The 25,948-nt window shown below is 68.5% G+C and carries 22 protein-coding genes; 9 read left to right on the plus strand and 13 right to left on the minus strand.

Annotated features, from left to right (window positions below; all coding sequences use genetic code 11):
• Nucleotides 1-60: 60 nt before the first annotated feature.
• Both DB459_RS01760 and DB459_RS01765 read right to left on the minus strand, forming a co-directional pair.
• The gene (locus DB459_RS01760) at nt 61-816 is read right to left on the minus strand and encodes a tRNA1(Val) (adenine(37)-N6)-methyltransferase (protein ID WP_253711213.1); all 756 of its coding nucleotides are present in this window, start codon (nt 814-816) and stop codon (nt 61-63) included.
• Nucleotides 806-1,033 carry a DUF2007 domain-containing protein gene (locus DB459_RS01765; RefSeq protein ID WP_253711215.1) on the minus strand — a complete coding sequence of 76 codons (228 nt, stop codon included), beginning with the start codon at nt 1,031-1,033 and terminating at the stop codon, nt 806-808. Before DB459_RS01765 ends, DB459_RS01760 begins: the two co-directional genes overlap by 11 nt.
• 117 nt (nt 1,034-1,150) lie before the next feature.
• Here DB459_RS01765 and DB459_RS01770 point away from each other — a divergent pair, with 117 nt between their 5' ends.
• Complete coding sequence (locus tag DB459_RS01770) at nt 1,151-2,161, plus strand: polyprenyl synthetase family protein (RefSeq protein ID WP_253711217.1); 1,011 nt, start codon at nt 1,151-1,153, stop codon at nt 2,159-2,161.
• A gap of 15 nt (nt 2,162-2,176) precedes the next feature.
• Here the strand turns inward: DB459_RS01770 and DB459_RS01775 are convergent, their stop codons facing one another.
• The 4 genes from DB459_RS01775 to DB459_RS01790 all read right to left on the minus strand — a co-directional run bounded on the left by DB459_RS01775 (nt 2,177) and on the right by DB459_RS01790 (nt 7,603).
• A complete protein-coding gene (locus DB459_RS01775; protein WP_253711218.1) occupies nt 2,177-2,773 on the minus strand; it encodes a DUF2147 domain-containing protein in 597 nt (198 codons plus the stop codon).
• Nucleotides 2,774-2,877: 104 nt separating this feature from the next.
• Nucleotides 2,878-3,795 (minus strand): 4-(cytidine 5'-diphospho)-2-C-methyl-D-erythritol kinase, encoded by a 918-nt coding sequence (locus DB459_RS01780; protein ID WP_253711219.1) that lies wholly within the window; start codon nt 3,793-3,795, stop codon nt 2,878-2,880.
• A gap of 2 nt (nt 3,796-3,797) precedes the next feature.
• The gene (locus tag DB459_RS01785; protein ID WP_371926846.1) at nt 3,798-5,609 is read right to left on the minus strand and encodes a tetratricopeptide repeat protein; all 1,812 of its coding nucleotides are present in this window, start codon (nt 5,607-5,609) and stop codon (nt 3,798-3,800) included.
• A 332-nt stretch (nt 5,610-5,941) separates the two neighbouring features.
• Complete coding sequence (locus tag DB459_RS01790) at nt 5,942-7,603, minus strand: electron transfer flavoprotein-ubiquinone oxidoreductase (RefSeq protein ID WP_253711220.1); 1,662 nt, start codon at nt 7,601-7,603, stop codon at nt 5,942-5,944.
• A 214-nt stretch (nt 7,604-7,817) separates the two neighbouring features.
• Here DB459_RS01790 and DB459_RS01795 point away from each other — a divergent pair, with 214 nt between their 5' ends.
• Nucleotides 7,818-8,642: a uracil-DNA glycosylase gene (locus DB459_RS01795; protein ID WP_253711221.1), complete on the plus strand. Its 825-nt coding sequence runs from the start codon at nt 7,818-7,820 to the stop codon at nt 8,640-8,642.
• Between the two features lie 353 nt (nt 8,643-8,995).
• On the opposite strand, the gene DB459_RS01800 is transcribed toward DB459_RS01795, so the two are convergent.
• The 4 genes from DB459_RS01800 to DB459_RS01815 form a co-directional block, all read right to left on the minus strand.
• Nucleotides 8,996-10,507: a glycosyltransferase family 39 protein gene (locus DB459_RS01800; RefSeq protein WP_253711222.1), complete on the minus strand. Its 1,512-nt coding sequence runs from the start codon at nt 10,505-10,507 to the stop codon at nt 8,996-8,998.
• Nucleotides 10,508-10,578: 71 nt separating this feature from the next.
• Complete coding sequence (locus tag DB459_RS01805) at nt 10,579-11,391, minus strand: ribonuclease HII (RefSeq protein WP_253711223.1); 813 nt, start codon at nt 11,389-11,391, stop codon at nt 10,579-10,581.
• A gap of 166 nt (nt 11,392-11,557) precedes the next feature.
• A complete protein-coding gene (locus DB459_RS01810; protein ID WP_253711224.1) occupies nt 11,558-12,007 on the minus strand; it encodes a VOC family protein in 450 nt (149 codons plus the stop codon).
• A 53-nt stretch (nt 12,008-12,060) separates the two neighbouring features.
• Complete coding sequence (locus DB459_RS01815; protein WP_371927020.1) at nt 12,061-13,245, minus strand: PA0069 family radical SAM protein; 1,185 nt, start codon at nt 13,243-13,245, stop codon at nt 12,061-12,063.
• A 187-nt stretch (nt 13,246-13,432) separates the two neighbouring features.
• On the opposite strand from DB459_RS01815, the gene DB459_RS01820 reads away from it, so the two are divergent.
• Complete coding sequence (locus DB459_RS01820) at nt 13,433-14,011, plus strand: glycosyltransferase (protein ID WP_253711226.1); 579 nt, start codon at nt 13,433-13,435, stop codon at nt 14,009-14,011.
• Nucleotides 14,012-14,089: 78 nt separating this feature from the next.
• Complete coding sequence (locus tag DB459_RS01825) at nt 14,090-15,064, plus strand: helix-turn-helix domain-containing GNAT family N-acetyltransferase (protein ID WP_253711227.1); 975 nt, start codon at nt 14,090-14,092, stop codon at nt 15,062-15,064.
• A 297-nt stretch (nt 15,065-15,361) separates the two neighbouring features.
• Here the strand turns inward: DB459_RS01825 and moaB are convergent, their stop codons facing one another.
• Both moaB and DB459_RS01835 read right to left on the minus strand, forming a co-directional pair.
• Entirely contained in the window at nt 15,362-15,913 is a 552-nt protein-coding gene (gene moaB / locus DB459_RS01830) for a molybdenum cofactor biosynthesis protein B (protein ID WP_253711228.1), read from the minus strand.
• A gap of 13 nt (nt 15,914-15,926) precedes the next feature.
• Entirely contained in the window at nt 15,927-16,856 is a 930-nt protein-coding gene (locus DB459_RS01835; RefSeq protein WP_253711229.1) for a neutral zinc metallopeptidase, read from the minus strand.
• Nucleotides 16,857-17,233: 377 nt separating this feature from the next.
• Between DB459_RS01835 and DB459_RS01840 the strand changes: the two genes are divergently transcribed.
• Nucleotides 17,234-18,367 carry a site-specific DNA-methyltransferase gene (locus DB459_RS01840; RefSeq protein ID WP_253711230.1) on the plus strand — a complete coding sequence of 378 codons (1,134 nt, stop codon included), beginning with the start codon at nt 17,234-17,236 and terminating at the stop codon, nt 18,365-18,367.
• A gap of 225 nt (nt 18,368-18,592) precedes the next feature.
• Here DB459_RS01840 and mutY read toward each other — a convergent pair whose 3' ends face one another.
• Entirely contained in the window at nt 18,593-19,717 is a 1,125-nt protein-coding gene (gene mutY / locus DB459_RS01845; protein WP_253711231.1) for an A/G-specific adenine glycosylase, read from the minus strand.
• Nucleotides 19,718-19,746: 29 nt separating this feature from the next.
• Between mutY and DB459_RS01850 the strand changes: the two genes are divergently transcribed.
• The 4 genes from DB459_RS01850 (at nt 19,747) to DB459_RS01865 (ending at nt 25,937) form a co-directional block, all read left to right on the plus strand.
• Complete coding sequence (locus DB459_RS01850; RefSeq protein WP_253711232.1) at nt 19,747-20,226, plus strand: DUF721 domain-containing protein; 480 nt, start codon at nt 19,747-19,749, stop codon at nt 20,224-20,226.
• 101 nt (nt 20,227-20,327) lie between these two features.
• On the plus strand, nt 20,328-20,984 hold the full coding sequence (locus DB459_RS01855) for a DsbA family protein (RefSeq protein ID WP_253711233.1): 657 nt from the start codon (nt 20,328-20,330) through the stop codon (nt 20,982-20,984).
• A 354-nt stretch (nt 20,985-21,338) separates the two neighbouring features.
• A complete protein-coding gene (gene smc, locus DB459_RS01860; RefSeq protein ID WP_253711234.1) occupies nt 21,339-24,803 on the plus strand; it encodes a chromosome segregation protein SMC in 3,465 nt (1,154 codons plus the stop codon).
• A gap of 144 nt (nt 24,804-24,947) precedes the next feature.
• Nucleotides 24,948-25,937, plus strand: coding sequence for a small ribosomal subunit Rsm22 family protein (locus DB459_RS01865; RefSeq protein ID WP_253713733.1), 990 nt, complete (start codon nt 24,948-24,950; stop codon nt 25,935-25,937).
• Nucleotides 25,938-25,948 lie beyond the last annotated feature (11 nt).

Below are 25,948 nucleotides of genomic sequence, written 5' to 3' on the forward strand. Positions count from 1 at the left end.
CAGCGAGCGGAGCGGATTTGACATTCACCGCCGCCTCGACGCGGGCGCGTGAGGCGGATGTCAAAATCCCGGCAGCGGCTTGCCGGCACGGAGCACTTGCTCCGTCAGGCTTCGCGGCCGCCCGTCAGGGCCATTGAGCACCAGAGGCGGCAGCAGCATCAGCGGCGCCCGGCCGCCCTTGACCGCGGTCACCAGGATGCGGATTGCCGCAGCCTCCTCGGCAGCATGCACCGGCAGCACCTTCAGCGACCCGAAACCTTTCTCCAGCGCGGCCAGGACCTCGGCGAGACCATCGGCGCGCCAGATCAGCGTCAGCCGTCCGCCGGGACGCAGCACGCGCCGCGCCGCCCGCAGCCACAATGGCAGCGCACCGGCCTCGGCCTGGTGGGCGAGACGACGCCCGCCGTCAGGCGAGGCCTGATGGCGGCGAGAATCGTGGAAGGGTGGATTCATCAGCACCGCATCGGCACTGCCCGGCGACAGGGCCGGCGGGAATGCAGCGGCGGGCGCGGTGACGTCCAGTTCGACGACGTCGGCGGCGATGTGATTGGCGTCGGCATTGTCGCGGGCGAGGCGCGCCAGCGCCGGATCGATCTCCACCAGCACGAGATTCAGCCCCCCCACCCTCACCGCCAGCGCGAGGGCGGCGGCGCCGATGCCGGCGCCGAATTCGACCACCCGCTCGTCCGCCCGCGCGACGGTGGCGGCGGCGAGCAGCACGGCGTCATGGCCGGCGCGATGGCCGCGCCGGGGCTGGCGCAGAGTCAGCCGGCCGCCGAGAAAGGCGTCGCGGGTGGTGGCCTCGTCAGCGGTCATGGCGCAATTCATGGCCGAGCCCGGCCTCGGTCAGTAGCCGTTGCGCGGCAGCCAGATCGTCATCGCCGACCAGCAGGCGGCGCGGCAGCACGCCGAGGGAGCCCTCGATCACGCTCATATTCTGGTCCAGCAACAGATGGCCGATGCCGGCGCCGTCCAGCAGCGCCTCCACCGCCGACACCAGCACGAGGTCGTTGGTTCGCAGCAATTCCCGCACGATGCGCCGTCCCCCTGCTGTCAAGTCGTGTGGTTGATGGCGCGGGGTTTGACGCCCTCGCCGCGATGCGGCACTTTCCGGCCTGATATTGGATTAGCGGTATTCTGGAGACCCGGCGTGGCGGTGATTGTTCCTTTCGAGACTCCCTCGACGGCGTCGATCGACGAACTGGTGGCTCTTGTCGCCTCCGACATGGGGCGCGTCAACAGCACCATCCTGTCGCGCACCGGCTCGGACGTCACCATGATTCCGGAGGTCGCCAACCACCTGATCTCTTCCGGCGGCAAGCGGCTGCGGCCGATGCTGACCCTCGCCATGGCCCAGCTCTCCGGCTACAGTGGCGACGGCCATATCAAGCTCGCCGCCGCCGTGGAATTCATGCATACCGCGACGCTGCTCCACGACGACGTCGTGGACGAGAGCGAGCTGCGCCGGGGCAAGCTGTCCGCCCGCATGGTGTGGGGCAACGAGGCCAGCGTGCTGGTCGGCGACTTCCTGCTCGGCCAGGCCTTCCGCATGATGGTCGAGGTCGGCTCCTTGCGCGCCCTCGACATTCTCTCCGCCGCCGCCGCGACCATCGCCGAAGGCGAAGTGGCCCAGCTCGCCGCGGCCAAGAACACCGCCACCACCGAGGACGAATATCTCGCCGTGATCCGCGGCAAGACCGCCGAACTGTTCGCCGCCGCCTGCGAGGTCGGTCCGGTCATCGGCGGCCGGCCCAAGGCCGAGCAGACCGCCTGCCGCTCGGTCGGCATGAATCTCGGCATCGCCTTCCAGCTCGTCGATGACGTGCTCGACTACGGCGGCAAGGCCGCCAAGCTCGGCAAGAATGTCGGCGACGATTTCCGCGAGGGCAAGATCACGCTGCCGGTGGTGCTTGCCTTCCGCCGCGGCAACGACGCCGAGCGCGCCTTCTGGATCAGGACGCTGGAGCGCGGCGAGATCGGCGACGGCGATCTTGACCAGGCTGTCGGCCTGATGGCCAAGCACCGCGCGCTGGAAGACACCCTCAACCGCGCTCACCATTACGGCGCCATGGCGGTGGACGCCCTGGCGCTGTTTCCGACCTCGCCGATGAAGACCGCACTCGAGCAGGTGGTGGCGTTCTGTCTGGCACGGTCGCATTAGCGCCACCAGGCACCGTCAGCGCGGACGATCCCCCTTGCCCTTGGCCGGCGGGTTCGGCGGCGCAGCCAGACCCGAACCACGGGTTGTGGGCGTCTTGACGGCGGCGAGCACGGCCGGGTCGACCTGCTTGAGCGCGTCGTCCGGCAGCCGGGTCCAGACCTCGTCCTGCCCGAACAGGGGTATGCCGACATAGCCGCGCAAGGTGAGCGACTTGCCGTCCGGGCTCACCGTCATCATCGCCTGGTAGATCTGACCATCGCGCGGATCGAGCACGGTGCCGTTCTCGTAGACGAGGCCGTTGCGCTTCATGGCGCGGATGAAGGGCAGACCGAGCATCGGCGCATTGTGGCGATCATCGGTGCACTTGCTGCAGACCTGCGCTGGCGTTTCGCCGGGACGCGGGAAGAGGCGCGCGAAAAGGCCTTCGTATTCGCCGCCTCGGTCGACGACCAGGACCCAGATCACCGGCCTGCCGTCCTCGGCCTTCTGCCAGAGCCCCGCCGCCGAAGGCTGCTGCGGCTGGGGTTGGGCCTGCGCCGGTCCCTGTCCCTGGGCGAATGCGGGACTGAGGGCGATGACGAGGAACAGCGACAAACGGATCAGGAGCTTCATCGGCGATCTCGCAGGGCAGCCCGGCGCAAAGCCGCCGGACCATCGGGTTCGAGGACGATTCCATATTGACGTCGACGGACGACCGGCCTGCGACGCCGCGCAGCTCAGTTGAGCACGCTCGCTTCCACCCACCAGCCGGGGTGGCCGGCAGCGATCGCGGCCGCTGCCGCGCGAGCCTCAGTCTCGCTTGAAAAAATGGCGAAACAGGTGGCGCCGGAACCGGACATCCGCGCCAGCCGGACGCCCTCGGCGGCGCGGAGCACGGCAAGGACCTGGGCGATCGCCGGCTGGACCCGGATCGCCGGCGCCTCGAGATCGTTGCTGCCGCCGGCCAGGGCATCGATCCAGTCTTCGGCGGCGGCACCGGGCGCCGGCCACGCCACCGCCTCCAGCACCTCGCTGAGACCGGCACGAAATTCGCCAGGCTTGAGCCCCAGTTCCGCGAACACGTCCCTGGTCGCCACCGGCACGCGGGGATTGACCAGCACGCACGGCAGCGGCGGCAGGGTGATCGGCGCCAGGGTCTCGCCCACCCCGGTCATGACGCAGGCCTTGGAGGCGACGCAGACCGGGATGTCGGCGCCGGTGGCCCGCGCCACCGCCATGATCCGCGGATCGTCGAAGGCGATGTTGTTGCTGGCGGCGAGCAGGCGCAAGGCTGCGGCGGCGTCGGCCGACCCGCCGCCGATGCCGGCCGCGGCGGGAAGCTGCTTGTCGAGCGTGAATTGGCCGCTGCGCAGCCCTTCGATGCGCGCGCCAAGCGCACGCGCCGCGCGGAACACCAGGTTGTCGTCGAGCGCGCCGCATTCGGCGGCGCGCGGCCCGGTCACGGTCAGTTCGGCCTTGGCACCGGGCGTCAGCGTCAGGCGATCGGCGACGCCGGCGAAGGCCACCACGCTTTCCAGTTCGTGATAGCCGTCCGGCCGGCGGCCGAGCACGCGCAATGTGAGATTGACCTTGGCCCGCGCCTGCTCGGCCAGCGCCGTTCCGGCCGTGCCGTCGGTGCCCCCGCCTGTACTCACGATCAGCCGCCCTTGTCGTCGCTCTTCTTGGTCGAGTCTTCGGACTTCTTGTCCACCGATGCGGCCGATGACGGCGGCTCGTCGGTCAGCCCGTCGCGGACCTTGGCCTCGATCTTGGGCAGTTCGTCGGGATCGGGCTTGAGATCGCGGGCATGGGCCCACTGGAATTTGGCTTCGAGCTTGCGGCCGACGCGCCAGTAGGCGTCGCCGAGATGGTCGTTGATGGTCGGATCCTCGGGCTTGAGATCGACGGCGCGTTCGAGGTTCTTCACCGCCTCCTCGTAATTGCCGGTGCGGTAATAGGCCCAGCCGAGCGAGTCGACGATGTAGCCGTCGTCGGGGCGCTGCTCGACGGCGCGACGGATCATCTTCATCGCCTCGTCGAGATTGAGGCCCTGATCGATCCAGGAATAGCCGAGATAGTTCAGGACATGGGCCTGGTCCGGCTCCATCTCCAATGCCTTCTTGAGGTCGGCCTCGGCCTTCGGCCACTGCTTGGAGCGCTCCTCGCAGATGCCGCGGAAATAATAGAATACCCAGTTCGGCTTGTCGGCCGACAGGTCGATGCCCTGGGAATAGGTATTGGCGCAGTCGGCGAACTTCTTGCGCGAGCGCTCGATGTTGCCGAGCGCCATCACCGCCTCGATGTCCTTGGGATCCTGGGCAGTGGTCTCCTTGAGGATATTGATCGCCTCGTCCGAGCGGTCGGCGGCATCGAGATCGGTGGCGAGCTGTATCTGCGCATTGCGCTTGAGCGGCGAATTGGCCGGCACGCGCTCGTAGATCTTGATCGCCATCTGCGGCTTCTTCACCGATTCGTACAGATCGGCGAGCGAGAGCAGCGCCAGCGCATGGTGCGGCTCGAGATAGAGCGCGAGCTGCAGATAGACGAGGGCGAGATCCTCGCCGCCGCGCCGCGTCAGCGAGGCGCCGATGCCATAGAGCGCCTCGGCGGCGCCGGCCTGCGGCGACTCCGCCAGCGGCGGCAGCTTCTTGCCGGCCTTCAATTCGCGCTCGGCATCGATCACCAGCGGATGACGGGCGAGCTTCTTGTCGAACGACTGGTAGACCTCGGCGGCGGCCGCCGGATCCTTGGCGCGCGACAGCCAGTTGGCATAGGCCTGGGCGACGCGCAGCGCGGAATCGTCGAGCTTGTAGGCGCGCTCGAGGCGGACGCCGGCATCCTTCTGCTTGCCGGCGAGGTCCAGTATCATGCCGGTGTGGAAGTCCTTGAACAGCGGATACCACTCGGGCCCCTGCAGCTTGTCGACGCTGGCGACGGCGGCCTGGACGTTGCCGGCGCCGAACTGCGCCCACCCCGACAGCAGCGCGGCGACGAGATCGGTGATCGGTCCGCGCACCGACTGGCCGATGTTCTGCTGGGCGAGGCCGTACTGCTTCTGCTTGAGCGCCTTCACCCCGACCACGAGGCGCGCCACGCGGTTGTTCTTGTCGATGGTGAGAATGCGATCGGCGAGCTTCACCGCCTCGTCGATGTCGCCCTCGGCGAGCGAGGAAATGAAGGCGCGGTCGAGCAACTCGTTGTTCTTGGGATCGGCCCGCAGCGCCGAGCGATAAAAGGCGGCGGCCGAGGCGGCATCACGCTCGACGCTGGCGTGCCGGGCGGCGAGATAGCTGCCCGCCGTGGTCATGGCCGTCAGATCGCGGCTGGTGGGAAACGCCGCCTTGCTCTCCGCCGAACGTTCCTGCGGCTGGGCCTTTGCGGCATCCGCAAGCGCGAGCGAGAGGGTCGCGAATGAAACGCCCGCCGCGAAAACGAGGGCGAGACGATTGAAACGGGTGGACTTGATCACGGCGCGGCTCGCTCCAGCGGATGTCATATCGGTTGCCCAAGCCTATCTCAAAGAAGGCAATCTCAAAGAAGCCTATCTCAAGGACGGATATCTCGAAGGGTGTCCCGGAGATCGGGCCCAAGGGGGCATCAAGGTCCCCAGGGCGTCACCAAGAAGACCTCCAAGGGTCGGTCGCTCGGGGATGCGAGGCCACTGACGCAGCTCGCCGGGCCGGTACATTCACAGGCACGAGAATGGCCCCTTTGCAACGCAACCGCAAGGATTCGCGGCCCGTTTGGCCCGCGCAGTGTGGCGGGATCGTGGCCGCGCCTCGCCACCTCGCGGCATCGTGCTCACATTGCTTCGTAATTCGGTCCGCCGCCGCCCTCGGGAGGAACCCAGGTGATGTTGCCGTTGGGGTCCTTGATGTCGCAGGTCTTGCAGTGGACGCAGTTCTGGGCGTTGATCACGAAGCGGGGCTCGGCGCCCTCCTCCATCCATTCATAGACCCCGGCCGGGCAGTAACGGTTCGAGGGTCCGGCGAAGACGTCGTGCTCCGAGGTCTTCTGCAACTGCATGTCCGCCACCTTGAGGTGGATCGGCTGGTCCTCCTCGTGATTGGTGTTGGACAGGAACACCGAGGACAGCTTGTCGAAGGTCAGCTTGCCATCCGGCCTGGGCTGGGCGATCGGCGCGTGCTGCCGCGCCGGGTCGAGCGTCGCGCGGTCGGGCTTGCCATGGCCCATGGTGCCGAACAGCGAGAAGCCGAACAACGTATTGGTCCACATGTCGATGCCGCCGAGGCTGGCGCCGAGCAGGGTGCCGAATTTCGACCACAGCGGCTTGACGTTGCGCACCTTGTAGAGATCCGCGCCGACCGCCGAGGAGCGCCAGGCATTCTCGTATTCGGAAAGCTCGTCATTGGCGCGTCCGGCGGCGAGCGCCGCCGCGATATGCTCGGCGGCGAGCATGCCCGAGCCGATGGCGTTGTGGACGCCCTTGATGCGCGGCACGTTGACGAAGCCCGCGGCGCAGCCGATCAGGACACCGCCGGCGAAGGACAGGCGCGGCACCGATTGATAGCCGCCCTCGGTGATGGCGCGCGCGCCATAGGCGAGGCGCTTGCCGCCCTCGAACACCTCGCGGACCTTGGGATGGGTCTTGAAGCGCTGGAATTCATCGAACGGCGACAGATAGGGATCGCTGTAGTTGAGGTGGACGACGAAGCCGACCGCGACCAGGTTGTCGTCATAGTGATAGAGGAATGAGCCGCCGCCGGTCGAATTGTCGAGCGGCCAGCCAAACGAGTGCTGGATCAGGCCCTTCCTGTGCCTGGCCGGATCGATCTGCCAGACCTCCTTGAGGCCGATGCCGAATTTCGGCGGCTCGCTCTTGGCGTCGAGGGCGAATTTGGCGATGAGCTGCTTGGACAGCGAACCGCGCGCGCCTTCGGCGAACAGCGTATATTTGCCGAGCAGCTCCATGCCGCGGGTGAAGGAGGCCTTGGGCTCGCCGTCACGGCCGATGCCCATGTCGCCGGTGGCGATGCCGCGCACCTCGCCATGCTCGCCATAGACGACCTCGGCGGCGGCGAAGCCGGGATAGATTTCGACGCCGAGGGCTTCCGCCTTGGTGGCGAGCCAGCGGCAGACATTGCCGAGCGAGCCGATATAGCAGCGATGGTTGTCCATCAGCGGCGGCATCAGGAAATTCGGCAGCCGCACCCGGGTCGCGCCGGTCATCCAGTAGAAGTGGTCATCGACGACCTGCGTCTTCAGCGGACAATCCGGGTCCTCGCGCCAGGCCGGCAGCAGCTTGTCGAGGCCCGCCGGATCGATCACCGCACCCGAGAGGATGTGAGCGCCGACCTCGGAGCCCTTCTCCACCACCACCACGCTGAGATCGGCATTGAGCTCCTTGAGGCGGATGGCCGCGCTCAGGCCGGAGGGACCGGCGCCGACGACGACAACGTCGAATTCCATGGATTCGCGCGGCGGCAGCGGCTCGGTTGTCATTTGGCGTCTCGTGGCTCGGCTGGATCGTGAGGGAAACGTGCTGTTGTTTCCGATTTTTCGGTTGAGGACAACCCCGCGGCAACATGTCGGGACCGGGCCTGGTACACCAGGGATGCCCCGGTCCGTCAACCGCGCGGGAGAGCTGCGAAAAGCGATACCCACCCGTCCCGCCGATGCTTTATGAAGGCGGGATCGCCCTCGTCCCGCAACGGCCATGACCCCGGAACCGATGCCCAGCGCCGCCGAACTGCTCGCCTTCTATCTGGAGGCCGGAGTCGACTGCGCGCTGGCCGAGGCGCCGATTGACCGCCTGGCGGAAGAAGCCGCCGCAGACCTTGCGCCCGCCGCGGCGCCGCCGCGACGCCCGCTCGGCGTGGCCGAAAGCGTGCCGGCCGCGGCCATGGCGCGGACCGATGCGGCGCCGGCCCCCGACGTCGCCATCCTGTCGGCGCGCGAGGCGGCGGCGACGGCGGCCAGCCTCGAGGACTTGCGCGCGCTGCTCGAGGCCTTCGAGGGCTGCGCTCTGAAGAATACTGCGACGCGCCTCGTCTTCGCCGACGGCAATCCGCAAGCGCGCATCATGTTGGTCGGCGAGGCCCCGGGCCGCGACGAAGATATCGAGGGCCGCCCCTTCGTCGGCCGCTCGGGCAAGCTGCTCGACCTGATGCTCAAGGCGATCGGACTGGACCGCAATTCGGTCTATATCGCCAATGTCATTCCGTGGCGGCCGCCCGGCAACCGCACGCCGACGCCGCAGGAGACGCAGATCTGCCTGCCCTTTATCCGCCGTCAGATCGAACTCGTCGATCCCGACATCCTGGTGACGCTCGGCAATCCGTCAACCCAGGCGCTGCTGCAGACGCGGGAGGGCATCATGAAGACCCGCGGCCGCTTCATGGAGTATGATACCGGCTCGCGTCGGATCAAGGCGATGCCGACCTTCCACCCGGCCTATCTGCTGCGATCGCCGGCGTTCAAGCGGCACGCCTGGCTCGACCTGCGCGCGGTGCGCCGGGCGCTGACCGCAACGACCGCGTAAGCCCCGCTGCAATTCTGCTAGTGTTCTGCTAGTGTGGCGTCTCGCAATTGCCTATGCCCTTTGCGGCAAGCCCCTGTAGGCAATTGCGAGACATAAGCCACACTAGCACTTTGATTTTGCTAGTGTCCCGTTTCCAACGTTCGTATCCCATTGCAGCAGGCGCTCATACGAACGTTGGAAACAAGGGACACTAGCAATGTTCATGATTCTAGTGTGGTTTTGGATCTGACGCTCGTTCGAAGAACTCGCTGCAATACTGAAACGAGCGTCAGATCCACCACACTAGTGTCCCTATGTCTCCGAATGACCGTGCGAGCGCGAGGCAAACGAAGCGGCAATTCGGAGACGGGACACTAGGGTGCCGCGGGACGCAGGATCGCCCAGCCGACGCGCAGCGGCCCGTGGCGGCCGTTGACCAGGCGGTCGAAAGCGCGCGGCACTTCCGGCGCGAGATTGGGAAAACGGCGGGCGATGTCCTCGGGCGGCGTACCGGCCGTATCGGCGGCGCGCCACACCACGAGGCCGCCGCCGGCCCGGAATTGATCCATGGTCAGCCACGGCGTGCGCGCCGGCGCCGCGTCGAGGAAGAGATGCGGCCGGTCCTTGGCGGCAAAACCGATCAGCCCGGCGAGCTCGGCATCGCCGGCAACCGCGCGCAGCGGCTGGCCGGTCCGCCGCTCGTAACTGTCGTTGAAGAACCGGCCGATATCGCGGGACGGCAGCAGGGTCGGCACCTCGGCGCTCGCCGTCCAGGGCTGGACGAAGATCGACAGCAGCACCGCCGCCGCCGGCGCCAGGATGGCGAGGGTCCAGATCGTGCGCAGCAGCTCCTGGCGGCGCAGCGCAATCAGGTCGCCGCCCAGCATCACCACGGCAAGGCCCATCAGCATGAGCGAGGTGCCGGTGCCGCCGATGATCTGATCGAGCCCGAGCAGCGCAGTGACGAAGCTCGTCGCGAGCGGCAGCGTCAGAGCGAAGAACAGGACGAACAGCCGCGCGAAGGGATCGGTGGGCGGACGGAATACCACCGGATCGTCGTCCGGCCGCGCCGACCATCGCACCGAATTCAAGGCAACCAGCAGCAGCAGGCCGAACATGGCGACGAGGAGAGACAGCAGCCCTTCGCCCCAGCGCAGTCCCCGTCCCGTCCACTGGTCCGGCGGCGGCAGCAGGGGCGTCACCATCGCGCCGGCGCGAACCAGCCAGGCGAGATAGGGCAGCACCAGCACGATCATGACGGCGAGTGCGAACCAGGGATCGGGCGAGCGCAGTGCCCGACGGCCGCGTTCTGTGACGGCGAAGAAGCCGAACAGCAGCGCCAGCAGCAGCACCGCCGCGTGGGTGGTGAGCAGAAGCAGGCCGGCTTCGATCGAGAGCGCGAACCAGGCGTTGCCGCGGCGCTGCCCGACCGCGCGCCAGGCGTGCAGCAGCACCAGTGCCCACAGCGGGCGCGCCAGCACCGCCGGCGAGAATTCGAGGCCCGGAAAGCCGAAGGCGGTGATGGTTGCGGTCAGCAGCACGGCGAGCGCCGCGTGCTGGCGGCCGACAACGGCGCCGCCCAGTTCGAACAGCGCCCACATGGTGACGACGAAGCAGGTTTCAGCGAGCAGATAGACGCCGAACAGATGATGGCCGAACAGGCGGAAGACGATGTCGCCGAGCCAGAAGGCGAGCGGCGGCCCGCTGTCGGTGCCGACCTGATATTCGCGACCGAAGGCGAGCAGCGTCGCGACGTCGCTCGGCGGGCTGCGGTAGAACAGCAGCGACACCATCAGCCAGAGCAGCGCCTGCAGCAGAATGACCGCCCAGATCACGAGGCGCGGCCGCGCGCGGACCAATTCGACGATCAGGGAGGTGAAGCGCATGAAGGATCGAGGCCGGGGCGAGGAAGGCGACGCCCACTGATACGGCGCCCCCCGCGATGGCGCAATGGCGCTCAGAACGCGACCGCCTCGACGGCGGGGTCGGAGACCACGACGGCATCGACCTCGAGCTGCCCGACGTCCTCGGCGAGCAGCGCCGCGACGGGCGCGAAACGGCGGCGGTGATGCCGCGTCGGACCGAGCCGGCGCAGCGCTTCGAGATGCCGGGGCACTCCATAACCCATGTGCTGCTCGAAGCCATAGCCCGGATGTTCGGCGCCGAGCTTGGTCATCAACCGATCGCGCGCCACCTTGGCGACGATGGAGGCGGCGGCGATCGACTGAATGAGGCCGTCGCCGCCGATGACCGGCTCGCAGGCGCAAGCCACATCGATCGGGTCGCGACCGTCGACGAAGACATGCCGGGGCTCGACCGGCAGCGCCGCCACCGCCCGGCCGAGCGCCCACAGCGACGCCCGCAGGATATTGTCGCGCTCGATCCGGGCCGGGGACGCCACCGCGAGGGCGAAGGTCGCGGTGGCGCAGATCTCCTCGAACAGCTCCTCGCGCTTGTCGCGCGTCAGCCGCTTGGAATCGTCGATGCCCTTGGGAATGCGCTTGGGGTCGAGAATGACCGCGGCGGCCACCACCGGCCCGGCCAGCGGCCCGCGGCCGACCTCGTCGCATCCCGCGACCGGCCAGATGCCCTGCTTCAGCAGCGCCCGCTCACGGCGAAAGCTCGCCGGAGCCACGGCATTGACGCCCCTGCGGCCCGCCTTGGCCGCGGGCTTGCCGGCGGCATCGGCCGTCGCCGAAGTCCTGGTTGGCGTCTTTGTCGACGTCTTGGCCGGTGCTTTGGGCGTTATGGACGAAGGGGCGCGACTCATGGCCGCGACGATGCGTCGCCGCCCCCGCGGGCGCAACCGGGAACCCGGGGCTGTGCCCGCAATTCCTAGTGTCCCGTCTCCGAATTACCGTGCGAGCGCGAGGCAAACGTAGCGGTAATTCGGAGACGGGACACTAGCCTGATCGATCGAACGGCGCCGAGGCCCGTCAGGCCGGCATCTGCACCCGGCGGTCGGGACCGACCACGATGTTCGGCGCCACCACCACCTCCCACAGGTAGCCGTCGGGATCGGCGAAGACGCCGCCATAGCCGCCATAATCGGTATCGTGGGCCGCAACGGTGACCGCCGCGCCGCAGTCCGCCGCATGGGCCAGCACGGTGTCGACCTCGGCGCGGTCGGCGCAATTCCAGGCCAGCACCACCCCGGTAAAGCCGCGATCGGGCCTCGGCGGCTCAATGCCCGCGCCCGCCGCCAGGGCGTCGGCGCGATAAAGCGCCAGCACCGTGCCGCCGGTTTCGAAAAACACCACCTCGTCGCCGGTCGCGCTGTAGCGGCGCTCGAAACCGAGCGCGACATAGAAACGGCGGCTGCGCGCCACGTCGGCAACGCCGATGGTCAGCACGGTGAAGCGTGCCTGTGGCAGCTGACCGGTCATGGAATGCCTCCTACTCGACGGCTCTTGATCCACACATCGGTTAAACGCCTCTATCAGTCGAACAGCCCGAGCTGCTGGCCGGCGCGCTTCGGCCGGGCGAAATGATCGGTGGTGAGCTTGGCCCGCTTCTTGTTGAGGCCGAGCTTGCCGCAGGCGATCTCGAAGCGGCGGCCGATCATCCACGCCATCGGCCCGGTGCCCTTCATCCGCGTGCCCCATTGCGAGTCGTAGTCGCGTCCGCCGCGCATGTCACGGATCAGCGTGAAGATATGGCGGTAGCGGTCCGGATAGTTGGCGATCAGCCATTCGCGGAACAGGTCGCGGACCTCGAGCGGCAGACGCAGCAGCACATAGCTCGCTTCCCTCACTCCGGCATGGGCGGCGGAATCGAGAATGCGCTCGATCTCGCTGTCGTTCAGCGCCGGGATGATCGGCGCCACCATGACCGTGGTCGGCACGCCGGCGGCGGCGAGCTGGCGCAGCGCCTCGATCCGCTTCGGCGGGGTGGAAGCCCGCGGCTCCATGCTGCGGGCGAGCCTGGGGTCCATGGTCGTGACCGACAGCGCCACCTTGACGAGGTTGCGCCGCGCCATGCGGGCGAGGATATCGATGTCGCGGGTCACCAGCGCCGATTTGGTGACGATGCCGACCGGGTGGCCGGCGCGCTCCAGCACCTCGAGAATGCCGCGCATGATGCGCTGCTCGCGCTCGATCGGCTGATAGGGATCGGTATTGGTGCCGATCGCGATCATCCGCGGCTCGTAGTCCGGCGATGCCAGTTCCTTCTCCAGCAGCGCGGGCGCATCCGGCTTGGCGAACAGCCGGGATTCGAAATCGAGCCCCGGCGACAGGCCCATATAGGCGTGGGTCGGCCTCGCGAAGCAGTAGACACAGCCGTGCTCGCAGCCGCGATAGGGATTGATCGATCGATCGAAGCCGATATCGGGCGAATCGTTACGGGTGATCACCTTGCGCGCGGTGTCGACGGCGACCGTGGTCTTGAACGGCGGCAGGTCTTCGAGGCCTTGCCAGCCGTCGTCGAAGGCGACCCGCGCCTCCGCCTCATAACGGCCGCTGGCATTGGACTGGGCGCCGCGCCCGCGCCGCCGGCCCTCGCCGACCAGGGCGGCCTCAACCGCGGCGGCGGCCGGTTCGCCAAACGGAGCGATGGCGGGCGTCGGGGGCGTCGGGGGCGGTTCTGCGGGCGAACGGCGGGATCGAGCTGCGCTGGACTTCATCATGGTCTTGCTGCCCTGACGAGGACTCGTGATTGGAGATTAGCGCGAAAAACGAACAAAACAAGAACAAAAGTTTGTTCGCGGCCCGGGAAAGCGCCACCGCGGCGAAGCCGGGTTCCACAGACTGCTGATTTCGCGAACGCGAGGTGATACAGGGACGGTCTGCAACCCCTTGAGGACACGCGCTTTGTCATTGAGTGTCATCATTCCAACGCTGGGCGAGGAGCAGCCGGTGGTCGCCACCCTGGCGGCGCTGGTGCCGGGCGCCGCGGCGGGACTGATCCGCGAGGTGCTGCTGGTCGACACCTCGCAGAGCGACGCCATCGCCCACATTGCAGATGTTGCCGGCTGCAACTTTCTGGCGATCAAGGGCGCGCGCGCCGACGCGCTGGCCGCCGGAGCCGGGGCCGCCCGCTCCGACTGGCTGATGTTCCTCCACCCCGGCGCGGTGCTGGACACCGGCTGGATCGACGAGACCGCCCAGTTCATCCAGAGCGTGGCGACGAGCGGCCGGCCGCGGGCCGGCATCTTCCGCTACGCGCGCGCCCCCTACAGCGAAAACTCTCTCCGCCAGACGCTCCGCAGCGTCGGCCGCGCCTTGTCCGGACCGTCCGCCGACCAGGGTCTCCTGATCGCGCGCAGCCATTACGAGCGCCTCGGCGGCCATGCCCGCGGCACCCGCCGCGCCGAAGCCCGGCTGCTGTCGCATCTCGGCCGGTCCGGCCGGGCGCTGCTGCGCACCCGCATCTATGTCGCCGCCGGCTGATTTGACGTAGTCAACCATTCAGTTGACTCCGTCAAATATGTGGCGCATCCTCGGCCCGATCCAAGCTGGGCCGCCGCCATGACCAGGACACTGTCCGACCGAAGCTCCGCGACACCATCGCTCGCCCCCGTCGACGGCGGCGCCGTCGACGCCGTGCGCGATTTCAACCGCCGCTACACCAGGATCATCGGCGTTCTCGATCAGCACCTGCTGGCGAGCCCCTTCTCGCTCACCGAGGCGCGCGTGCTCTACGAGATCGCCCAGCGCGAACTGCCGAGCGCCAGCGAGATCGGCGCGGCGCTCAATCTCGATGCCGGCTATCTCAGCCGGATCCTGCAGCGATTTACCGAGGACGAACTGGTGTCGCGCACGGCCGGGGCGACCGACCGCCGCCAGCAGCGCCTCAAATTGACCGCCAGGGGCCGAGCCGCCTTCGGCCAGCTCGAAGCGGCCTCGCGCGCCAGCATCGGGCGCATGCTGGAACCGCTGTCCGAAGGCGACCGGGAGCGGCTGCTCGCAGCCTTGGCCACGGTGACCCGTCTGCTCGATGACGGCGCGCCAGCCGAGGCCGCCGTCGTGCTGCGCCCGCCCCGGCCCGGCGACATGGGCTGGGTGGTGGAACGGCACGGCGCGGTTTACGCCGAGACCTATGGCTGGGATTCCGGTTTCGAGGCGCTGGTTGCCGAAATCGTCGCGCAGTACCTCAAGAGCTTCGATCCGGCCCGCGAGGCCTGCTGGATCGCCGAGGTCGACGGCGAACGCGCCGGTTCGATCTTCCTGGTCAGGCATTCCGACACGGTCGCCAAGCTGCGGCTGCTCCTCGTCGAGCCGTCGGCACGCGGCCGCGGCGTCGGCCGCAGGCTGGTGCAGGAATGCATCGCCTTCGCCCGTGCCCGCGGCTACCGCAAGATCATGCTGTGGACCCAGAGCATGCTGACCGAGGCCCGCGCGCTTTATGCCGCCGCCGGATTCGTGAAGATCGCGAGCGATCCGCATCGCAGCTTCGGGCACGATCTCGTCGGAGAGACCTGGGAACTGGAGCTCAGCGCCTAAAATCGCCTCGCGTCGTCGGCGCGGGGCTTGGCGACATCGCCGTTCGAGGCGCCCCACCGCGCACCTCTGGTGCTGTCGAGAAGGTCAGAAGCGCATATCGGAGACTTGACCGTGGACCATCACCGTCCGCGACCGCCGCTGCGCGTCACCGCGGAACGGCTTGCACTCCATCGCCACCGTGCCGGCGAATTGCGCACCGAGGCGCGGCGCAATATGTGGCGATGGCTGCGAGACCGACTGATGCGCTCGTTCAGACGGTCCCAGCGCGCGTGACGCGCTGAAGCGACAGAAGCGCTCTCATCCCTTCGCCTTGCCGCGTTTGAGGTGCTCGTCCAGGCGCGGCATGATCTCGACGAAATTGCACGGCCGGGTGCGGTAGTCGAGCTGGGCGGCGAGGATGCCATCCCAGCCGTCGCGGCAGGCGCCAGGCGATCCCGGCAGGCAGAAGATGTAGGTGGCGCCGGCGGTCCCGGCGGTGGCGCGGCTCTGGATCGTCGAGGTGCCGATCTTGGCGTGGCTGAGCAGATGGAAGACGATCGAAAAGCCGTCCATGCGCTTTTCGAACAGCGGCTCGATGGCATCGGGCGTGACGTCGCGGCCGGTGAAGCCGGTGCCGCCGGTGGTGATGATGGCGTCGATGCCGGGATCGGCGATCCAGGCCTTCACCTTGGCGCGGATGGCATCGACGTCGTCGGTCACGATGTCGCGTGCGGCAAGATGATGTCCGGCCGCGGTTACGCGCTCGGCCAGCACCTTGCCGGAGGCGTCGTCCTCGAGCGAGCGGGTATCGGACACGGTCAGCACCGCGATATTGAGCGGCACGAAGGCTTTGCTTTCGTCGATCGCCATCGGTCTCATCCGTTTACAGGTCGCCGGCGCCGAAGGTGTTGCAGGCCTGCACCGTGCCCTGCTGGTAGCCGGTCATGAACCAGCGCTTGCGCTGCGCCGCCGAGCCATGGGTGAAGGAATCGGGCACGACGCGTCCGGTGGACTGCCGCTGCAAGGTGTCGTCGCCGATTGCGGAAGCGGTCTGCAGCGCGCCGTCGATGTCGCCCGCCTCGAGGAAGCCTGGGCGCTTCTTCTCCTCGCGATTGACCCACACGCCCGACAGGCAGTCGGCCTGCAACTCGACCTTGACCTGCATCGCGTTGGCCTCGGCCTTGCTGCCGGCCTGCTGCTGCAGCCGCGTCACCCGCGGCAGGATGCCGAGCAGGTTCTGGATGTGATGCCCGGCCTCATGGGCGATGATGTAGGCCGCCGTGAATTTGCAGGCACTGCCCGAGCAGCCGTGGAACCTGGTCTCGACCTCGCGGAAGAAGCCGGTGTCGAGGAAGATCTGGCGATCCGGCGGACAGTAGAACGGCCCCATCGCCGACTGCGCCATGCCGCAGCGGCCGCCATTGGTGGCGTTACGGAACAGCACGATGCGCGGCCCGGTATAGTTCTGGCCCGAGGCCTGGAAGATCTCGCGCCAGCGGTCATCGATTTCGCCGAGCACGCCGGAGATCATGCTGCCCATCTCGTCCTTGGGCACGCCGGTCTGCGCCGGCCCCGAGCGACGGTCGGTCTGGTAGCTCGGCGCCTGGCCACCGCCGGTGAGAATCTCGGCGCCGCCAATCAGCAGCCGCGGGTCGATGCCGACCGCCCAGCCGATCAGGCCGAGCACGATGACCGTGCCGATGCCGAGACCGCCGCCGCCGATCGGCAGGCCGAAGCCGCCGCCGCCCCCGCCACCGCTGTCATTGCGGCGGTCGTCGATATTATCGCTCCGACGGAAGTCATCGTAGCGCATGGGTCATTCTCCTCGAACTGGTCACATCGAACTAGTCACAACCGGCTGTGGTCGGCAACACGGCGCAGCGCAATATTTACAACTGCTTTACCAATCACCGCTACCGCGCCCGGCAATAATTGCCGAGTGCGGTGGATCTGACGCTCGTATCAGCATTGCAGCGAACTCGTCGTACGAGCGTCAGATCCAAAACCGCACTAAACATAATGACGCAACCTCCGCTCGCCGCAGCCCATGACGACCGGGCCATCGCAGCCGGACGCAAAGCGACACGGAAATCGTCGCAAGTTAAGTCGATTTTTACCTTGCGCCGTCATGGTGGTGAAAGTCGGTTTGTTGGTCCCGCGTCGCCGACTGCGTCGCCTAAGAGTATCGTCATGGGTGTGTCGCGTCGCGGGGCGTCTGCAAGGGCGCCCCGCACTCAATTTGATCCCTCGCCGTCGTCCCGCATCATCGTGGGCGATTGCGTCGCCGAGATGTCGAAGCTGGCGGCCCATTCGGTCGATCTGGTCTTCGCCGATCCTCCCTACAACCTTCAGCTCAAGGGCGATCTGAAGCGGCCCGACGAGTCCCATGTCGACGCCGTCGACGATGCCTGGGACAAGTTCGAGTCCTTCGCCGCCTATGACGACTTCACCCGCGCCTGGCTGCTCGCCTGCCGCCGCATCATGAAGCCGTCGGCGACGCTGTGGGTGATCGGGTCCTACCACAACATCTTCCGGGTCGGCGCCATCATGCAGGACCTGGGCTTCTGGCTGCTGAACGACATCATCTGGCGCAAGTCCAACCCGATGCCGAATTTCCGCGGCCGCCGCTTCACCAACGCCCACGAGACCATGATCTGGGCGGCCCGCGACGAGAAGGCCAAGGGCTACACCTTCAACTACGAGGTGCTCAAGGCCGCCAACGAAGATGTCCAGGCGCGCTCCGACTGGCTGATCCCGCTGTGCACCGGCGAGGAACGACTCAAGGGCGACGACGGCAAGAAGGTTCATCCGACCCAGAAGCCCGAGCAACTGCTGGCTCGCGTGCTGCTGTCCTCCTCCAAGCCGGGCGACCTCGTCATCGACCCGTTCAACGGCACCGGCACCACCGGCGCCGTCGCCAAGCGCCTCGGCCGGGACTATATCGGCTTCGAGCGCGACCGCGATTATGCCGCCGCCGCGGAAAAACGGATCGCCGCCGTCGAGCCGCTGCCGGCAGCGACGCTCGCTCCCTTCATGACCGCCCGCGAGGCGCCGCGCGTCGCCTTCTCCGAACTGATCGAGCGCGGCATGATCCGCCCGGGCGCGAAGCTGTTCGACGCCAAGAAGAAGCACGGCGCGCTGGTGCGCGCCGACGGCGCCATCATGCTCGGCGACAAGGTCGGCTCGATCCACCGCATGGGAGCCGTGGCGCAGGGCGCCCAGGCCTGCAACGGCTGGACCTTCTGGCACGTCGAGACCGCCAAGGGCCTCAAGCTGATCGACGAGTTGCGCGCCGAGATCCGCAGCGGGATCGCGGCGGGCTGAGCGCGTCCCACGGATCGTTATCGTCACCCGCGAAAGCGAGGGCGATGACGGCGACGCCTTCAAGGCTGCCACCGCCAGTGTGGTGGATCTGACGCTCGTTTCAGCATCGGAGCGAGTTCTTCAAACGCGCGTCAGATGCGCTCGCCGTCCGCAGGGACCATCCGGCCGCAACGAGGCTCGAGCGGCTCGACGACCTGATGCGGGACTGAGCCTGAGAGCCTGCAATCAAGTGCCCGGCTTCACCGACCGCGCCAGCCCGAGATCGATCGCCTTGCGCATGACATTGGGCAGCGCTTCGCCGGGAAGCTCGGCGATCTTGACCCAGCGCATGCCGTCGGGCGCAGCGCTGCGCGGCAGCGCCTCGGCGGCATAGACCACGAGTTCCAGAGGAAAGTGGGTGAAGACGTGGCTGACGACACCGGGCCGGCGACGCCAGCGCGAGAGGCCGGCGAGCCTTGGTGCCTGGCGCCGCGCGGCGGCATCCTCCTGGCCGGCCTTCCAGTCGGAATTGGGCACCTCGGTCATGCCGCCGAGCAGGCCCTTCGCCGGCCGGCTGCGCAGCAGGACGGCGTCGCCGCGGGTGATGACGAAGGCGGCGCCGCGGCGCAGTTCGCCGGCCTTCTTCGGCGTCTTGCGCGGAAAGCTTTCGGCATCGCCCCGCACCCGCGCGGCGCAGTCCGCGCTGAGCGGACACAAGGCGCAGGCCGGGCGCTTCGGCGTACAGATGGTGGCGCCGAGGTCCATCAGAGCCTGGGCACTGTCGCCGGCGCGGGCTTCGCCGAGCAGCGTCGCGGCAAGGCGCCCGATCTCGGGCTTGGCGCCCGGCAGCGGCAGTTCCAGGGCGAACAGCCGCGTCGCCACGCGCTCGATATTGCCGTCCACCGGCATGCAGCGCCGGTCGAAGGCGATGGCGGCGATCGCCGCGGCGGTATAGGGCCCGATGCCCGGCAGCGTTCGCAGCATCGCCTCGGTATCGGGAAAGACGCCGCCATGGTCCTGGGCGACCTTGACCGCGCAGGCATGGAGGTTGCGGGCGCGGGAGTAATAGCCGAGCCCCGCCCACATCCGCAGCACGTCGTCGAGCGATGCTGCGGCGAGCGCCGCGGCATCGGGCCAGCGGCTGACGAACTTGTCGAAATACGGACCGACGGCGCGCACGGTGGTCTGCTGCAGCATGATCTCCGACAGCCAGACCCGATAGGGATCCGCCATCTCGCCGGGCCCGGCACGCCAGGGCAGCCTGCGGCGATGACGATCGTACCAGGCCAGCAACGCCGCGGGGCGGCTCGCCGCCGTGTCGGCGCCGGGCGGGGTTTTCTTTCGCCGGGCTGCGGCACCTGCTAGAGTCATGGTGTCCCTTCTACCCAGCAGCCCATCCCATGAACAAGCCCGGCCCGATCTCCGCCCGACCGCTCTCCGTCCTGGTCGGCGGTGCGATCAACGACGTCTTCCGGCGCCAGGGCTTCGCCTCGCGCGAACTCGTCACCCGCTGGGCCGAGATCGCCGGCGCCGACATTGCCGCCCATGCCCAGCCGCTCAAGATCCAGTGGCTGCGCCCGGTGGAAGGCCAGGCCCAGGAGCCGGCGACCCTGGTGCTGCGGGTCGAGGGGCCGATGGCGCTGGAGATCCAGCACGCTTCCGCCGTGATCCTCGACCGGGTGAACCGCTTCTTCGGCTGGAACGCGGTGGGCAAACTGGCGTTGCGGCAGGCGCCGCTGTCGCGCCCCGCCAAGCGCAAGCCGCGGCCGCGTCTCGACGAGGCCGCCGTTGCCGAGGAGGCGAAGACGCTGACCGCCATCGAGGACGAGGACCTGCGCAAGGCGCTGGCGCGGCTCGGGACTGCAATCAAGCGGAAGTGAGGCCGCGCCGGTCCCGGGAGCGGGGCCAGCCATTGCCACATTCACGGTTTCAAGTTAGCGAACGGCAAAACCTCGCTTGCCGGATCCGGAGTCCCTTGTCCATGCTCACGCGCCGCACCTTCAATGCCCTGCTGTCGCTGACCGGCCTCGCCGCCTTCGCCGGCGTCTCGCCCTGGCGCCTGGTCCGCAGCGCGTCCGCCCAGTCGATCGCCGCCGCGGTGACCAAGCCGAGCCCGCTCGGCGACATGGCGCTGGGCCCGGAAAACGCCAAGGTCACCGTCGTCGAATACGCCTCGATGACCTGCCCGCACTGCGCGGCCTTCACCGTCAACGTCTTCCCGAAGCTCAAGGAACAATACATCGACACCGGCAAGATCCGCTTCGTCTTCCGGGAATTCCCCCTCGACCTGAAGGCCGCGGCGGGTTCGATGCTGGCGCGCTGCGTCGCCAAGAGCGACGCCAACAAGTATTTCGCGGTGGTCGATACCCTGTTCAAGCAGCAGGAGCAGTGGGCCGCCAAGAACACCGTCGAAGAACTCAAGCTCATCGGCAAGCAGGCCGGGCTCAGCGAGGACGGCTTCAATGCCTGCCTCAAGGACCAGCAGGTGCTGGATGGCATCAAGGCCACCCAGGAATATGCGGCCGACACCCTCAAGGTGAATTCGACCCCGAGCTTCTTCGTCAATGGCACCCTGGTGCGCGGCGAGACCTCGATCGAGGCCTTCCAGAAGATGATCGATCCGCTTCTCAAGGCCTGAGCGAACCCGGCGGCTGCGCACAAAAAATCGCCACAGGAACCTGCGATTGCGCTAAACACCTGAATAAGGTGTGGATAACGCCATACAAAAGGCGCCCGAATCCCCTGGCAATGGCCTCGGCAATTCCCTTGGGAAAAGCCCGTGCCGGCGGTTGCCCTGATGGCGCGGCGTCGCCATTGTCGGCCGCTACGGGACGCACCCGCGACTCGGTTACATTCCGACGGAAGGCGCGCGATCGCCTTGGCCGGGCAGGATGAACGGCCACATCACGGTAACGCTGCCGATACGGTAACGCTGTCGGTGCAGTGAGCCGTATGGCGGTGGCGCCGTTCCTGTCAAACGAGCATTGTGTTCATGAAACTCACTCGCCTTCGCCTGCACGGATTCAAGTCCTTCGTCGAACCGACAGACTTCCACATCGAGCCGGGGTTGACGGGAATCGTCGGACCCAACGGCTGCGGCAAGTCCAATCTGGTCGAAGCGCTGCGCTGGGTGATGGGCGAGACCTCGCACAAATCGCTGCGCGCCGCCGACATGGACGCGGTGATCTTCGCCGGCTCCGGCAACCGCCCGGCGCGCAACCACGCCGAAGTGGCGATGACCATCGACAACACCAGCCGCAGTGCGCCGGCGGCGGTCAACGACAGCGACCTGCTCGAAATCTCGCGCCGGATCGAGCGCGAGGCCGGTTCCGCCTACCGCATCAACGGCCGCGACGTGCGCGCCCGTGACGTCCAGATCCTGTTCGCCGATGCCGCGACCGGCGCGCGCTCGCCCGCCCTCGTCCACCAGGGCAAGATCGGCGAGATCATCCAGGCCAAGCCCGAGCAGCGCCGCCGCGTGCTGGAAGACGCCGCCGGCGTCGCCGGCCTGCACGCCCGCCGCCACGAGGCGGAACTGCGGCTCAAGGCGGCGGAAACCAACCTCACCCGCGTCGAGGACGTGATCGGCCAGCTTGCCGGCCAGATCGACGGCCTCAAGCGCCAGGCCCGCCAGGCGATCCGCTATCGCGAGGTCGCCGCCAAGGTGCGCAAGGCCGAGGCGATGCTGTTCCACCTGCGCTGGATGCAGGCCCATGCCGATCTCAACGACGCCGGCCGCACCCACGACCTCGCCGTGCGCGAGGCCGCCGAGCGCATCCAGCACCAGGCCGAAGCCGCCCGCATCCAGGCGATTCGCGCCAGCGAATTGCCGGCGCTGCGCGACGCCGAGGCGCGCGCCGCCGCGGGACTGCAGCGCCTGACCAATGCCCGCGATCTGCTCGACCGCGAGGAGGAGCGCGCCAGCGAGCGCGTCGCCGAACTCGACCGCCGCCTGACCCAGCTCGCCGCCGACGCCGAACGCGAGCTGCGCCAGTCGTCCGACGCCGACGTGGCGCTGGAGCGCCTCGACGCCGAGGACGCGATGCTCAAGGACGACATCCGCGCCCGTGTCGAGAAGCGCTCCGGCGCCGACGAGCGGGTCGCCGAGGCCGACGCGACGCTGGAAACCGCCGAACGTACCTTCTCCGAACTCACCACCGCGCTCGCCGACCTCACGGCGCGGCGCGGTCAGCTCGAGGCCAATGTCCGCAACGCGCAGAGCCGCGTCGGGCGCCTCGACCAGGATATCGCCAATGTCGAGGCCGAGATCAGCCGCCTCGCCGCCGAGACCGGCGCCTTCGGCGATCTCGAGACGCTGACCGCCGCGATCGAAACCGTCCAGGCCGCGCTCGCCGAAGCCGAGGCCGCGAGCCGAGCCGCCGAATCCGCCCATGTCGCCGCGCGGCAGACGCTGGAAGCCTCGCGAGCGCCGCTGGTCGAAGCCGACAAGCGGGTGCAGCGCCTCGAGACCGAGGCCAAGACCATCTCCCGCCTGCTCGACGGCGAGACCAAGAATCTGTGGCCGCCGATCATCGACGGCGTCACCGTCACCAAGGGCTACGAAAAGGCGCTCGGCGCCGTCCTCGGCGACGATCTCGACGCCCCGGTCGATCCCTCGGCGCCGATGCGCTGGACCGCGATCGGCCTCGTCGAGGGCGACCCGGCGCTGCCCGACGGCGCCGAGCCGCTGTCGTCGCACGTCAACGCGCCGACCGAGCTGGCCCGCCGCCTTGCCCAGATCGGCGTCGTCACCAAGGACGCCGGCGTGGCGCTGGCTTCCCAGCTCAAGACCGGCCAGCGCCTGGTGACGCTGGAAGGCGACGTCTGGCGCTGGGACGGTTTCGTCGCCGCGGCCCATGCGCCGACCGGCGCGGCCCGGCGCCTCGCCCAGCGTGCCCGGCTCGGCGAGATCGAGGCCGAGCTCGAAGACGCCCGGTTCGACGCCGCCGCCAAGCGCGAGGCGCTGGAGAATGCCGAACAGGAACTGCGCGCCGCCGCCGCCGGCGAGACCTCCGCGCGCGACGCCTGGCGGGCAGCACAGCGCGAGGCCGACAGCGCCCGCGAGCGTCACGCCACCGCCGAGCGCGAGATCAACCGCCATGCCGCCCGCGCTTCGGCGCTGGCCGAAGCCCAGTCGCGCCTGCACGCCGACCGCAACGAGGCGATCGGCGGCCTCGAAGCCGCCGCCGAGCAGCTCGCCGAACTGCCGCCGTCGTCGGAGGCCGAGGCGCGCCGCGCCCATGTGCGCGAGGAGATCGACGGCTATCGCCGCGTCGCCGCCCAGGTGCGCGCCGAGGCCCAGGCACTCGCCCGCGAGGCCGAGCTCGCCGACCGCCGCCTCCAGGCCATCGTCGCCGAGCGCAACGAATGGCAGAACCGCAAGCAGGGCGCGTCCTCGCAGACCGCCACCATCGAGGAGCGCATCAAGGAGCTCGAAGCCGAGCGCGGCGAACTGGACAACGCGCCGGCGGTGTTCGGCGAAAAGCGCCGCGCCGTGCTCGACGAGATCGCAATCGCCGAGGAGCAGCGGCGCAATGCCGCCGACGCCCTCGCCAATGCCGAAAACCTGATGGCGGAAACCGACCGCGCCGCCCGCATGACGCTGGAAGCGCTGTCCGCCGCCCGCGAGGCCACAGCCCGCGCCGAGGAGCGTCTCGAAGGGACGCGGCGCCGGCTGGAGGACACCGAGCGCGAGATCCGCGACATGCTCGAGGTCGAACCGCAGGGCGTCGCGGCGCTGGCCGAGATCACGCCGGAGACCGAACTGCCGCCGGTCGCCGAGATCGAGTCCGATCTCGAGAAGCTGCGGCGCGACCGCGAGCGGCTCGGCGCCGTCAACCTGCGCGCCGAAGAGGAATTGCGCGAGGTCGAGACCCAGCACGGCACGCTGACCACCGAGCGCGACGACCTCGTCGAGGCCATCAAGCGGCTGCGCCAGGGCATCCAGAGCCTCAACAAGGAGGCCCGCGAACGGCTGCTGAGCTCGTTCGAGACGGTCAACAATCACTTCAAGCGGCTGTTCACCCATCTGTTCGGCGGCGGCGAGGCGGCGCTGCACCTGATCGAGAGCGACGACCCGCTCGAGGCCGGCCTCGAGATCATCGCCAAGCCGCCGGGCAAGAAGCCGCAGTCGCTGTCGCTGCTGTCGGGCGGCGAGCAGGCGCTGACCGCGCTGGCGCTGATCTTCGCGGTGTTCCTCACCAACCCGTCGCCGATCTGCGTGCTGGACGAAGTCGACGCGCCGCTCGACGACCACAATGTCGAGCGGTGCTGCGATCTTTTGCACGAGATGACCAGCAACACCGAGACGCGCTTCATCATCATCACCCATAACCCGATCACCATGGCGCGCATGAACCGGCTGTTCGGCGTCACCATGGCCGAGCGCGGCGTGTCGCAGCTGGTCTCGGTCGACCTCGAAGGCGCGGTGCAGATCCTCGACAAGCACGTGGCGTAAGTTCGGGCTCCTCATCCTGAAGAGCCGCGCGAGCGGCTGTCTGCGTCAAGACCGAGGCGCCATCGGCGTGATGCCGGCGTCACGGTTCGAGACGGTGCCGACGCGCCTCCTCGCCACGAGGGGCGGGAGTAGAGGACTGCCTCGATCATGGCCTTCGACCTGCCCGCCGCCCTCAAGGCCGCACTGGAGCGGCGCACCCAAGGCATCCCGCGCGCCGACCTCGCCCGGCGCGCGGCGACACTGTCCTCGACCTATCGCGGCGGCGGCGGCTCCGCAGTGATCCGCGAGAGCGCCGACGCGCTCGCCTATGCCATCACCCGCATGCCGGCGACCTATGCCGCCACCAGCGCCTGCCTGGGCGAGATCGCGCGGCTTGATCCCGATGCGGCGCCCACGAGCCTGCTCGACGTCGGCGCGGGTCCCGGCACGGCGACCTGGGCCGCCGCGGAGATGTTCGCTTCGCTGTCGCGCTTTGCCCAGCTCGAACCCAACGCGGTGCTGGGCATGCTGGCGCGCGATCTTGCCAAGGACGCGCCGCGCTTCGCCGCCCTCGCGCAGACGGCCGGCGCCGCCGGTGCCATTGCGACCTGCGACGGCGCCGATCTCGTCGTCGCCTCGTATGTGCTGACGGAATTGCCGCCGTCGGAGCTTGCGGCTTTCGCCGCGGCGCTGTGGCAGAAGACGCAGCAGGTGCTGCTGCTGGTCGAGCCCGGAACGCCGGCGGGCTATGGCCGGCTGATGGCGGTGCGCTCGCAATTGCTCGGCGCCGGTGCCCACGTGCTCGCGCCCTGCCCCCATGCCGGTCCCTGTCCGCTCACCGCTCCCGACTGGTGCCACTTCGTCCAGCGCCTCGCCCGCAGCCGCGACCACAAGCTGGTCAAGGGCGCCGACGTGCCGTTCGAGGACGAGAAATTCGCCTATCTTGCGCTGACCCGGCAGGTGGCGGCGCAGCGGCCATCGGCGCGGGTGCTGGCACAGCCGGTCGTCGGCAAGGCGGCGGTGAGCGCCAAGCTCTGCATGGCGGACGGAGCCGTGCGCCAGGTCGGCGTGGCGCGGCGCGACAAGCCGGCCTTCGCCGCGGCGCGGCGCTGGGCCTGGGGCGATGCCATCGACGATCTCGGCGGAGAGGGTTGAGCGCCCGCCAT

Source organism: Bradyrhizobium sp. WD16 (genome assembly GCF_024181725.1).
Classification (GTDB): Bacteria; Pseudomonadota; Alphaproteobacteria; order Rhizobiales; family Xanthobacteraceae; genus Bradyrhizobium_A.